The following is an 11,950-nucleotide window of genomic DNA, read 5'->3' as shown; positions in this document are numbered from 1 at the left end:
TGAAATTACGCACCAAAATCGTACAGTTCTTTATTCATAAAAAAGCTAAGCTACTGTTTTAAAACAACTTAACTATTGGCATCAAAGATGCTCTTACTTAGTTGCTAGGTCAACAGCACTAACAAGGAGTTGGTTATGTTTGTTTTGATTTCTACTTTGATCTCGATTGCCATTCTGGCAGGGATCTATCATTTGGCAGCGAAGCGAGAAAAACAACATGCTCGCAAATATCAATTACTCACCTTATTACGCGATGTGGTTCACCTACTACGCCGTCACCGAGCGGTGACCCACTACTCTATCCAATACCAACAACATCATGAAAAAGAGATAGAGCAAATTCATCAGGAGTTAGGTTATAAACTGCATCAGCTCGTGGAAACTTCTCGCTTTGAGAACAAACCCATGTATCGCGTGCTGCAAATCAAAATCGATAAGTTGATGGAACAATGGCAGGACAACACGGTAGCACGGAATCAGATGGAGCATGGCAAACTGATCCGCCATAGTTTGTTCTTAATGGATGAGGTTACCATCGCATGGCTCGCTATTGCCCAGAGAGACGAGTTACATGACGAGTACCATATGAATTGGCAAACCGTGATTGATAGCTTAGAAACGCTGACACAGCTCCGTATCAGCATTCAAGACATGCAAGACAGAGGAGGACCTGAAAGGATGAGAAATTACGCATCGGTAATGATTAGAAGGCTCAATCAATTGGCAGTAATTAGCCCCTTGAGCGTTGCCTCTCCGATGTCCGCTAGGTCGATTCAATCTCTAAATGAATATATAGAAGGTGAAATACTGTCACTGAGCGAAGAGGAGTTGTACGACATTACTTCTGATTTGTCCCTTACTGTGTTCAATACCTATGACCAGATGCTCTCAGACATCATAGAGACCCTTTACCTACCATTGCCCAGACTGTCCTTAGCTTAACGATTCGATGATGGTTTGACTGCTCTCGGTGAGCTACTACTAATAATAAAAAAACCGCAGGTACATGCCTGCGGTTTTGTATTTGAATCTTTTGCTAAGAGCGCTGATTAACTGTCGTCTTCCGTGAAGTTGGTCGGCAGTTCTTGCTTCATCTCATTCCAGATCTGAGCACTTTCCATACCATAGTGACGAATCACAACAGGAAGCTGATCACGTTGGCCGGTTTCACACGTTTCTAGAAGTTGGCGGTAGAAGCGCAGCGCTAGATCTCGTGATGCTGGATTTGAGAAGTAGTAGCTGCCCACACGATCGTACAGTTTTCTCAAACCGTTAAAGATCAAACCGTAAATTTGGTTGCCAGAATGGAACGCTAAGCGTTGGAACAACATGTAATCATAGAAGTTGAACGTCTTAGCAATCAGGATTTCCTGACGTTTCGCCTCATCCTTCTCCGTGTCTTCTTTCACGCTTTGCAGAATCTTATCGGCATAAGGAGATGCCGCGATAAAATCGTCCCATGAAGGTGCTTTTACTAGAGCTTCACATGACTCGATAACGTTTTGAATAGTACGCTCAGACGCTTCTTTGTTTGCTTTGAATGCATAACGCATGAAGATAGGGCTGATGTTAGTACGTGCAGCAAGCAGGTCTTCGACGATGTTTGTCGCGTTATCAACATCTAGAGTCATCAGCGTGTCCAAGATATGCAGACCAGATGTCTCCATAAATTGGTTCACTTTGGTTGGCTTACCGTGCTGAATAGTCAACCAGCCATCACGAGCAAGACGTTGAAGTACTTCACGTAGAGTCGTACGGGTAACACCAATTAGTTCAGATAGCTCACGTTCAGCGGGTAAAATTGAGCCAGGAGGAAAACGGCCGTTCCAAATGCTCTCGATAATGTATTTTTCTGCGAAACCCGCAGGGCTTTTAGCCTTAATGACCATTCTGTTTTTATCCAATCTTGATTTCTAAGGGTCGATACGACTCATCATACCACTACTTAACGATTTGCGAAAATTAACGATCAATAAATGAAACGAAATCTCAATATAGAGTTAATACTCTACATATATTTTCAATTTAAAACGTTAACCACTTGGAACCAAACGCGCAAAATTTATATTTTGAATAAAATGTACAGACCACAAACTCAGGAAAAATAAAGCCTACCTCGTCACACTTTTCTGCTCAAAATATGCAAAATAAATTTGTGTTTTACGATTAATATTCTTTCTTAATTTATCTTTTCTAGTAATTGACTTGGTTTTAAATTCCAAGGTGATTTTTTTTAATCTTTTCGTGGTATAGTAACGCCGTTTTGATCGCGTTATTACAAATAAAAAGCAGTTTTAGTCGGCAGCATCACGTTTTGTTATTGACTAATAAATGCCGGGGTGTAGAGTTGCGGTCGAAAGTGAGCGGTGCTTAAGTTCAGGGGAAGTAACTTGGCAAGACTACAGTAAAACAATGGATTGTTGTTTTTCTAAGTTATTGTTTTAAAAGACTAAATAATAAGTCTAACAAACAGATACTTAAGCACTATTGTAGTGTCTATTCATAATTTTGTTATAAAGAGAATTATCATGCCGATGTCGCTCGGAAATGCCTTTATCAAGAATTTCCTTGGTAAAGCGCCTGATTGGTACAAAGTTGCCATTATAGCCTTCCTAATTATTAACCCGATTGTCTTCTTCCTAATTGACCCATTTGTTGCAGGTTGGTTGTTAGTTGCGGAATTTATTTTCACACTAGCAATGGCGCTTAAGTGTTACCCACTTCAGCCAGGTGGTTTACTTGCAATTGAAGCGGTCGCTATCGGGATGACTAGCCCTGCCCAGGTAAAGCATGAGCTAGTTGCGAATATCGAAGTACTTCTACTATTGGTATTCATGGTTGCCGGTATCTACTTTATGAAGCAGCTTCTGCTGTTCATCTTTACAAAGATCCTGCTTGGTATTCGTTCGAAAACGCTACTCTCCCTCGCGTTCTGTTTCGCCGCAGCATTTTTGTCAGCATTCCTAGATGCACTGACTGTAATCGCGGTGGTTATCAGCGTAGCGGTAGGTTTCTACTCGATTTACCACAAAGTCGCTTCTGGTAACCCAATTGGTGATCATGACCATACTCAAGATGACACGATTACTGAGCTAACACGTGACGACCTTGAGAACTACCGTGCTTTCTTGCGTTCACTATTGATGCACGCAGGTGTGGGTACCGCGCTTGGTGGTGTAACAACCATGGTTGGTGAACCTCAAAACTTGATTATTGCTGACCAAGCAGGTTGGTTCTTTGGTGAGTTCTTGATCCGCATGGCTCCAGTAACGTTGCCTGTATTCTTCTGCGGTCTGATTACTTGTGCCGTTGTTGAGAAGCTTAAAGTGTTTGGTTACGGTGCGCAGCTGCCTGATAACGTTCGTCAGATCCTTGTAGATTTCGACCGTGAAGAGCGCAAGACTCGTACTAACCAAGACGTTGCAAAACTATGGGTTCAAAGCCTAATCGCGGTTTGGCTGATTGTTGCGCTAGCGCTTCACTTGGCAGCCGTTGGTTTGATTGGTCTTTCAGTGATTATTCTAGCAACATCGTTCACTGGTGTTATCGAGGAACACTCAATGGGTAAAGCGTTTGAAGAGGCACTGCCTTTCACCGCGTTACTTGCTGTTTTCTTCTCGGTTGTTGCGGTAATTATTGACCAAGAACTATTTAAACCTGTGATTGACTCTGTACTCGCAGTAGAAGATAAAGGCACACAGCTCGCTTTATTCTACGTAGCAAATGGTCTGTTATCGATGGTATCGGATAACGTGTTTGTTGGTACGGTTTACATCAATGAAGTGAAAGCGGCATTGATGGAAGGTTTGATCACTCGTGAGCAGTTTGACCTACTAGCAGTAGCAATCAACACAGGTACTAACCTACCGTCAGTTGCAACACCAAACGGTCAAGCCGCATTCCTATTCCTACTAACATCAGCACTGGCACCATTGATTCGTCTATCATACGGTCGCATGGTGATCATGGCGCTTCCTTACACGGTTGTATTAGCGCTTGTTGGTCTGATGGGTATCATGTTCTTCCTAGAACCAGCGACAGCATTCTTCTACGATGCAGGCTGGATTGTACCTAGTAGTGGTGATCTAGCTCCAGTTGTGTCAGGTGGACACTAAAAATTTGAGTTGATTAGGAAACTTATCCAAGTTAAAAAGCTCTGAGTAATCAGAGCTTTTTTATATTTCAAACAGGATCGTAATCGTGAGTATTTTTGCATCACTAAACCAGTTTTCGAAGGGACGCTTATCTTGGCTCCTCCTTCTTTTAGCTATCATCTTTTTTGAAGCTTGCGCCCTCTTCTTCCAACACGTAATGATGCTGGCACCTTGTGTCATGTGTATTTATGAACGTGTCGCTATGATGGGGATTGGCGTGGCTGCCATGATTGGTCTTGTTGCACCCAATAACCCATTAGTACGTTGGATTGCGCTCGCCGCATGGGGAGCAAGTGCTTACAAAGGCTTGATGTTAGCGATGCAACATGTGGACTATCAGTTCAACCCATCGCCATTTGCAACGTGCGATTTGTTTGTCACATTCCCTAGCTGGGCACCATTAAACCAATGGGTTCCGTGGATGTTTGAAGCATACGGCGATTGTGCGAAGATCGTTTGGCAGTTCCTTGGTCTTTCCATGCCTCAGTGGCTTGTGGTGATCTTTGCAGGTAACTTAGTCGCCCTTGCCTTTATTGTGATTGCCCAGTTCTTTGGCGGAAAGCGTAAAAACCCTATTCAGTAACGCTCCAACTGATTGCACTAAAAGCAGATTAAACCAATCAAAAAAGCCGACCTCATGGTCGGCTTTTTATCTTTAGTTCAATTACTTACCACAGCACTGCTTGAACTTCTTACCACTATCACATGGGCAAGGGTCATTACGACCGACATCCTTAAACGGATTCAAGCTCTTGGATTTTTTACCTACCATTAGCTCATCAGCACCAAGCGCCACTTCGTTAATCATCAAATCAAGCTGATCAATAAAATCCATTAGTGCTGGCGGTGTTTCAATACCCGCATCACGCATTTGCTGTTGCGTTTGCTCTTCATCAATCGCTAGCATCATTGTCGTAAGCAAAGCTTGCAACATACGCTCTAAGCCATCGTTGAGCACGACATCATGCCATTGCTCTTCAATCATGGACCATACAGACATAAAACCTTCAGCAAAGTCAGCTAACTGATCTGAATCATCGTTGGTCAACGCGAGAATCGAGTACTCATTTCTCAGGATGTAATTGTGTTGTTTGTGAATTTGCTCTTCGATGACAGGCTGAAGAGCTTTAAAGCCCTCACCAAGCAGTGGCTCTAGCCACGTTTCTGGCGCTAATGGTTTTGTGGTTAGGTTAGCAGCGAGCACTGCCCCTTCCAAAAACAATGAAGACTCATCGAACTGAACTTCACCTTTCTCAATTAATGTGTATTGCATGACATCTGGTTTCTCATAAATTTGGCGGCATTATACCCCAGAGCTTATACCCAAGTAACCTCGAGATGCTTGGGTATATAGGATGCTCGTTGATGTCACTCGATGCAGATGAGTCTTTTAATGACAAACTTCACTCACATCGCTACAATCGCCCTCTTTTTTCCCACCAAAGTGTATTAGGTAAACTATGCGAGTTGTATTAGGTCCAATGGAAGGCGTTTTGGACCATTTGATGCGCCAAATCCTGACCGAAATTAACGACTATGATCTGTGTGTGACAGAATTTGTTCGAGTGATCGATCAGCTTTTACCTGATCACGTATTCCACCGTTTGTGTCCAGAACTTCTTCAAGGGTCACAAACCGCGTCTGGCGTACCTGTTCATGTTCAATTACTTGGACAAGAGCCTAATTGGATGGCAGAAAACGCAATCAAGGCGGCAGAACTTGGTGCTCGTGGCATTGATCTTAATTTCGGATGCCCTGCTCGATTGGTGAATAAAAGTAAAGGTGGAGCGGCTTTATTGCAGCATCCGGAGTTGATCCATAACGTCGTAAAAGCGTGCCGTGAAGCAGTACCTACGGATATTCCTGTTACCGCAAAAATCCGTTTAGGTTGGGAAAACCCTGAAGACTGCTTTGAAATCGTTGACGCGATTCAATCTGCCGGCGCGAATGAGTTAACGGTTCATGCTCGTACAAAGCAAGGTGGTTATAAAGCTTCTGAAATCAAATGGGAATACATCACAAAGATCCGCGAGCGTTTTGATATCCCGTTAATCGCAAATGGCGAGATTTGGAATTACGAAGATGGTCAACGCTGCATCGAAACGACTGGCGTTGATTCTCTGATGGTTTGCCGTGGTGCCTTTAATATCCCAAACCTTGGTAACATGGTGAAATACGATCATAAGCCAATGGCTTGGTCAGAAGTTGTCGAACTGCTGATTTACTACTCTCAATTTGAGATGAAGGGCGACAAAGGTCTGTATTACCCTAACCGCGTAAAACAATGGTTCTCCTATCTACGTCAAGCTTACCCAGAAGCCAACGAGCTATTTAGAGAAATCCGCACGTTTAACAAAGCCGCGCCTATTGTTGAACATATTCAGCGCTACCGAGATGAGTTGCAATCTCGCGTCGCTTAGCGCGGAATAAACCCATTAGTACATAAAAAAGGGCGATGATATCGCCCTTTTGTATTTCTCTATTCTTAATAGCAAATCTTGTTCTTGCCCGTGCTCTTCGCCTCGTAAAGCTTTTCATCGGCAAGTTTGAATAGCTCATCAAAGCTTTCCAGTTGAGGAGAAGACTGAAACTCAACCCCTCCCGACACTGTGAACCCACCAGACACCACTTTTCGTGAGTTTTTAGCAATTGCGCTTCGCACACGCTCTAAGATGCGAAGCATACTGTCAAAGTCTTCATCATAAATCGCTAAGACAAACTCTTCGCCACCAAAACGGGATGCGACGTCCGAGTGGCGGATGTTCTCGCGTATGCACTTTGCAACCAGACGGATAGCATCGTCGCCGACATCATGACCATGTGTATCATTGATTGCTTTGAAGTCATCGATATCAAACACTGCGAGCGCAACATGTTTTTTGGTCATTTTATTGCGCCAAACCGCTTGTATGCCACGGCGGTTTAGCAGCCCCGTCATTGGGTCTTTTGCCGCCAGTTCTTGGAAATAACGGCGCTCTGTACGGGTATTCACTAAGAACAAGGCCACAGTACTCAGTACGTAGATGAAAAACGCTACAGCCACGCTGTACTTTTCAAAGACTAATAAATTCTTAAATTCATCCCACCAATTGTATTCGTAGAATATGCGATGATTTGAGCTCAAACGCTCATGTTCTATTGGCTGTAAACGGATTACATGCTTAGGTATGTCCATCATTCCAGAGATGATATGTAACTTACCTATTAGGTTTTCATTCGTTTCAAGTAAGTTATCCACATCAAAATCTATGGATAAAACGCCTTGGTGTTTACCCTTTTCGTAGATAGGTACAGTCAGGCTCACTACTTGCCCATCGTGCCGATCTAACATCGGTGCGGGACCAGACATGGTTACTTTGACGGTTTCCTGCGCTGTTTTCTGCCAGAAAGGTCTCGCCTTTAAAGTCTCCCAAAGTGCTTTGGAAAAGTACTGAGCGTAAGTATCTGGAGAAGAAATAACATACCCACGCTGATCAATATAGTGAATACCAATCACATGTGATTCAATATCATGTAGAAATGACAAAGACGGAGCAAAGCCTGCTTTTTGTTCTGCCAACTTAAACAGTTTAGTTCCTGGTTCACACAGTTCTTTTTGTCCAACAATCATGTAGTCAAGCTCAACGGCAGGCAGACCTCCGGAGTGCTTGTTTTCTAAAAGCAGCACATCAATCGGCCAAACAAAACACAGATCATTTTTGATCATATGATTGTGCTCTTGAAACAGAGGGTGAGCTGGGTTGGAGTAGTTAACAAAGCTGTAATCCAGCGCCGTTAATACTTTGATAGCACGATTAATAGCACGATCAACTTGCGCGTACTCTAATGTAATGTAGCGATTCATCGCGTCGTAGTAGTTCTTTGCAGTCACCACCATGACGGCAAGGAATAATAGTAGGGGGAAGAAGATGACAAACTTGAGGCTAAATCGCCTTTTAGTACCCATTGAACACCATTGATTATAATAATATCAGCCCTTCGAAAGCTTAGGCTATCGAAGGGCTATTTATAGTTTTTCACTTATGTATTCATAAATTTTAATAAAGAAGGCGCTCGAAGTCACTCCATCTGCCATACTTTGCAGTTCATTGCTGGGATATTGACAGAAAAATGACGTTCAACAGGCATTAGTTCACCTTTGTCTAATAATTGATGCAGGTGTTTAGCATTTAAGCCAAGTTGCCACAATGGTAGGTTAACATCTTGGTCACTGTTGCTAAGGTTAAATGCCACAACTATTGCTTCATCTTGCCATTGACGAACATATGCCATGACTTGCTCACCACAATGAAGCCATTGTAAGCTACCACATTGTAGTGCCTTGTATTTCTTACGGATTTCTATCCATTCCTTATACAAAGGTAACCATTTAGAAGTCGTTATTTGGTCCCAAGGGAAACAACGTCGGTTGTCTGGGTCGAGCCCTCCCTCTAGTCCAACTTCACTGCCATAATAAAGACAAGGTGTTCCAACGTAAGTCATCAATAATGCAAGCGCCATTTGCATTTTTTCTTCATTTCCATTTAATAGCGTCAGAAAACGGGCGGTATCATGACTGTCTAATTGATTAAGCTGCGACAGCTGATTTGCAAACGGTACTTTGGCACGAGCTTCATCTACCCATTCTTTGAAATCCAACGCATTGATATCAATCGGATCATACATAATGTCTTGTTTGGCAAATAACGCACGTACAGGGTGGGCAAAGCCATAATAGTTCATCGCTCCATCTTCTTGTCCACCTTGTAGCCACTGCGTTGCCTCAAAGAAGTGTTCACCTAACACATATGCATTCGGATTGGTGGACTTAGCAGCTTGACGGAAAGCTTCCACATAGTGGGCATTATTCTTCGCACCATCGCCCTCGCCTAACATATGGATAACGTCAAAGCGCCAGCCATCTACACAATACGGGGGTTTGAGCCAATGTTTGATCACAGCTTCTTCACTTTGATAGATGTAATCACGTACCTGTTCATTTTCGAAATTCAGAACAGGTAAGTTACCAATCCCTTTCCAGCCAATATAGTTGTTGGTTTGACCTTCGAAGAAGTAATAATCTCGGAAATCTGAATTGGGATTTCCATAAGCGCCCTGACCTTCTTGCTTGATATCAAACCAAGGATGATGAACAGACGTGTGGTTAAACACAGCATCCAAAACAATCTTCATTTGTTTGCCACGAATTTGCTCACACAACTGCGCAAACTGCTTATTCGTGCCAAACATAGGGTCAATCTGGAAGTAATCCGTTGTGTCATATTTATGATTACTTGGCGCTGTAAAAACTGGGTTAAAGTAAAGTGCTGTGACACCCAGACCGGATAGATAATCCAGCTTTTGTTCAATGCCTTTTAGATCCCCACCGAAGAACTCGCGAGCCCCTGTATTTTGGTGCGTTCCAACGGCATCTCCCCACGCCTTCACCATGGCACTTGAATCGTGATGTGCATAAGCATTTTTTATAGCGGTATGCTCCTGACTAGCAGCAAAACGATCTGGGAAGATCTGATAGAAGACTTGCTCTTGAACCCAGCTTGGCGGCTGAGATTGTACGTTTAACTTAAAGTGAAACTCTTTGGGCGGAACGCGCTTATGCACACCTCTCGCGTCTAACCAGAACTGGCTCGCCCCCTTAACAAGTTTAAACACGTAATGTGTCACGTCTCGATCTTTGTTTGGAGCAAACTGACCTTTCCACAACTGCAACTCACCAGCTTTACCATGAGGCTGCATCTCAATGAGATATTCTTCATTATCAGGCTCGCACCTTACGTGGATGCGATCGAATTGGGTGTCATCCGTTTTGAGAACGACGGTCAGCCGTTCACCATCGAATTCAAGACCATCTTTCGTTTGGCTATGGAAGATAAATGGAAGGGACATGGCAAGTGCTCTTTGTGTTGGAATATTCCACTATTTTAATAAAGAGCTTCTGCCTAAAAATCCTCCTTTTAAAAATACCGTATGGGTCATTTTCTTAAGGAGGATCACGTTTGGTAGGCGTAGTCGATGAGCAGTCAATGCTAGTTTAGTAGGAGACTATCGTCAGCCAGCTCTTCTCCGCGCACTTTAGAGAACATTTCAAGCAAGTCGGGAACTTGCATATTTTTACGTTGCTCCCCTGCCACATCTAGCACTATTTCACCTTGGTGAAGCATGACGGTTCTGTCACCACACGCTAACGCGTCTTTCATGGAATGCGTCACCATCATCACAGTAAGGTCGAACTCAGTAACAATGCGTTTAGTTAAATCAATAACAAACGCTGCCATACGAGGGTCCAACGCGGCGGTATGCTCATCAAGCAACAACAGCTTACTGTCTGAAAGTGTTGCCATTACAAGGCTGACAGCCTGTCGCTGTCCTCCTGAGAGTAGACCAATGCTGTCACCTAAGCGATCTTCTAACCCCAAGCCAAGAATGCTGATGCGTTCCTGAAACAGCTTACGGCGTTTAGTAGAAAGAGCCATTCCCCAACCACGACGTTTTCCTCGCATGTAAGCAAGCGCCATATTTTCTTCGATGGAAAGCTCGCCACATGTACCAGCCAATGGGTCTTGGAACACCCTCGCACATTGAGTAGCACGCTGAGCAACGGTTTTCCGTGTCACGTCTTTCCCATCAATGATCACCTTTCCGCCAATCATTGGCGTTTCCCCCGTCACGGCTCCGAGTAGAGTTGATTTCCCCGCACCGTTAGAGCCAATCACCGTAAGAAATTGATGCTCAGGAACCTCTAGGGACACGCTCTTTAAGGCTCGATTTTCTAAAATCGTACCAGGGTTAAACGTCACCTGAATGTCATTAAGTTCAATCATCGCGCCTCCCCTGAGCCGTTTTTGGATGCCGCTTGTTTGGCATTACTCACTCGCTGCTTTGCTTTCATCCTCTGTTTAAGTTTCGGTGCAATTAGAGCGACCGCCACCAGCACCGCTGTCACCAGATTTAGATCCGATGCTTGCAAACCAAACATGCCGGAACTCAGCGCAAAAGCAACCGCCAGACGGTACAGCACCGAACCAATAATTACCGCGCAAACAGCAACCCAGATTTTGCGTCCTGGAATCAAAGTCTGACCAAGGATCACCGCCGCTAAACCAACCACAATCGTCCCTACACCAGACGTTACATCTGCAAAGCTATTTGTTTGAGCAAACAGAGCCCCAGCAAAACCCACAAACCCGTTGGATAATGCCAAACCAAAATACGTGTAGAATCCCGTACTGGCTCCTTGTGCCGCGACCATTCGAGCGTTTACGCCTGTTGCTCTTAACCCTAAACCAAAATCACTATTTAGAAGGCGCACAACAAATAACGCAGAGAGTAAAACCAATACGCCCACGACCAATGGTCGGATGTACATTGCATCTCCCATGGCTTCAAAAGGCGTCAGAATCGTATCTTCGCCTAGTAGCGCCATATTCGGTTTTCCCATGATGCGGATGTTGATAGAAAATGCCGCAATCATGGTCAGGATTGAGGCAAGAAGATGAAGGATACCGCAACGAACGGCAAGAAAAGCGGTGACCCACCCGGTCATGCCACCAGCGATTATCGCCAGTCCCGTTGCTAACCAAGGGTTGATGCCCGCAACGATGGCTGTTGCTGCAACAGCCGCCCCCATAGGGAAACTACCGTCAACGCTTAGGTCCGGAAAGTCAAGGACACGAAACGTAAGGTAAACGCCCAAAGCGACCAAGCCGTAGATAAGCCCTATCTCGAGCGCACCAAAAAAAGCAAATGCAGACATAACTGCTCCTTTCTGCATAAATCAGGTCGGCAGAACACCGACC

10 protein-coding genes are annotated in these 11,950 nt (G+C 44.2%); 4 read left to right on the top strand and 6 right to left on the bottom strand.

Going from position 1 to position 11,950, the window contains the following annotated elements; genetic code table 11:
- The first annotated feature begins 135 nt into the window (after positions 1–135).
- Positions 136–942 carry a hypothetical protein gene (locus ABMY42_RS07670; protein ID WP_038897685.1) on the top strand — a complete coding sequence of 269 codons (807 nt, stop codon included), beginning with the start codon at positions 136–138 and terminating at the stop codon, positions 940–942.
- Between the two features lie 107 nt (positions 943–1,049).
- Here the strand turns inward: ABMY42_RS07670 and fadR are convergent, their stop codons facing one another.
- Positions 1,050–1,889 carry a fatty acid metabolism transcriptional regulator FadR gene (gene fadR / locus ABMY42_RS07665; protein ID WP_005444763.1) on the bottom strand — a complete coding sequence of 280 codons (840 nt, stop codon included), beginning with the start codon at positions 1,887–1,889 and terminating at the stop codon, positions 1,050–1,052.
- A gap of 639 nt (positions 1,890–2,528) precedes the next feature.
- Between fadR and nhaB the strand changes: the two genes are divergently transcribed.
- The gene (gene nhaB / locus ABMY42_RS07660; RefSeq protein WP_009698498.1) at positions 2,529–4,115 is read left to right on the top strand and encodes a Na(+)/H(+) antiporter NhaB; all 1,587 of its coding nucleotides are present in this window, start codon (positions 2,529–2,531) and stop codon (positions 4,113–4,115) included.
- A gap of 85 nt (positions 4,116–4,200) precedes the next feature.
- Positions 4,201–4,737, top strand: coding sequence for a disulfide bond formation protein DsbB (dsbB, locus tag ABMY42_RS07655; protein ID WP_017189373.1), 537 nt, complete (start codon positions 4,201–4,203; stop codon positions 4,735–4,737).
- A gap of 81 nt (positions 4,738–4,818) precedes the next feature.
- Here dsbB and ABMY42_RS07650 read toward each other — a convergent pair whose 3' ends face one another.
- Positions 4,819–5,427: an SEC-C metal-binding domain-containing protein gene (locus tag ABMY42_RS07650; protein ID WP_005444758.1), complete on the bottom strand. Its 609-nt coding sequence runs from the start codon at positions 5,425–5,427 to the stop codon at positions 4,819–4,821.
- Positions 5,428–5,614: 187 nt separating this feature from the next.
- On the opposite strand from ABMY42_RS07650, the gene dusC reads away from it, so the two are divergent.
- The gene (dusC, locus tag ABMY42_RS07645; RefSeq protein ID WP_045489607.1) at positions 5,615–6,574 is read left to right on the top strand and encodes a tRNA dihydrouridine(16) synthase DusC; all 960 of its coding nucleotides are present in this window, start codon (positions 5,615–5,617) and stop codon (positions 6,572–6,574) included.
- A 65-nt stretch (positions 6,575–6,639) separates the two neighbouring features.
- On the opposite strand, the gene ABMY42_RS07640 is transcribed toward dusC, so the two are convergent.
- The 4 genes from ABMY42_RS07640 to ABMY42_RS07625 all read right to left on the bottom strand — a co-directional run bounded on the left by ABMY42_RS07640 (position 6,640) and on the right by ABMY42_RS07625 (position 11,907).
- Positions 6,640–8,100, bottom strand: coding sequence for a diguanylate cyclase (locus ABMY42_RS07640; RefSeq protein ID WP_017189371.1), 1,461 nt, complete (start codon positions 8,098–8,100; stop codon positions 6,640–6,642).
- Positions 8,101–8,213: 113 nt separating this feature from the next.
- Entirely contained in the window at positions 8,214–10,040 is a 1,827-nt protein-coding gene (malZ, locus tag ABMY42_RS07635; protein WP_017817843.1) for a maltodextrin glucosidase, read from the bottom strand.
- Positions 10,041–10,180: 140 nt separating this feature from the next.
- Positions 10,181–10,975: an ABC transporter ATP-binding protein gene (locus ABMY42_RS07630; protein ID WP_005444750.1), complete on the bottom strand. Its 795-nt coding sequence runs from the start codon at positions 10,973–10,975 to the stop codon at positions 10,181–10,183.
- Positions 10,972–11,907 carry an ABC transporter permease gene (locus ABMY42_RS07625; protein WP_349266168.1) on the bottom strand — a complete coding sequence of 312 codons (936 nt, stop codon included), beginning with the start codon at positions 11,905–11,907 and terminating at the stop codon, positions 10,972–10,974. The genes ABMY42_RS07630 and ABMY42_RS07625 overlap by 4 nt, the downstream gene beginning before the upstream one ends.
- Positions 11,908–11,950: the final 43 nt, after the last annotated feature.

This window comes from Vibrio sp. SSH13-20 (assembly GCF_040104475.1).
GTDB lineage: Bacteria > Pseudomonadota > Gammaproteobacteria > Enterobacterales > Vibrionaceae > Vibrio > Vibrio harveyi.
This window is presented reverse-complemented; position numbering and strand designations above follow the sequence as displayed.

Coding starts and splice junctions, on each gene's coding strand:
- ABMY42_RS07670 (WP_038897685.1), top strand. CDS start 136: ATGTTTGTTTTGATTTCTACTTTGATCTCGATTGCCATTCTGGCAGGG.
- fadR (WP_005444763.1), bottom strand. CDS start 1,889: ATGGTCATTAAGGCTAAAAGCCCTGCGGGTTTCGCAGAAAAATACATT.
- nhaB (WP_009698498.1), top strand. CDS start 2,529: ATGCCGATGTCGCTCGGAAATGCCTTTATCAAGAATTTCCTTGGTAAA.
- ABMY42_RS07650 (WP_005444758.1), bottom strand. CDS start 5,427: ATGCAATACACATTAATTGAGAAAGGTGAAGTTCAGTTCGATGAGTCT.
- dusC (WP_045489607.1), top strand. CDS start 5,615: ATGCGAGTTGTATTAGGTCCAATGGAAGGCGTTTTGGACCATTTGATG.
- ABMY42_RS07640 (WP_017189371.1), bottom strand. CDS start 8,100: ATGGGTACTAAAAGGCGATTTAGCCTCAAGTTTGTCATCTTCTTCCCC.
- malZ (WP_017817843.1), bottom strand. CDS start 10,040: ATGTCCCTTCCATTTATCTTCCATAGCCAAACGAAAGATGGTCTTGAA.
- ABMY42_RS07630 (WP_005444750.1), bottom strand. CDS start 10,975: ATGATTGAACTTAATGACATTCAGGTGACGTTTAACCCTGGTACGATT.
- ABMY42_RS07625 (WP_349266168.1), bottom strand. CDS start 11,907: ATGTCTGCATTTGCTTTTTTTGGTGCGCTCGAGATAGGGCTTATCTAC.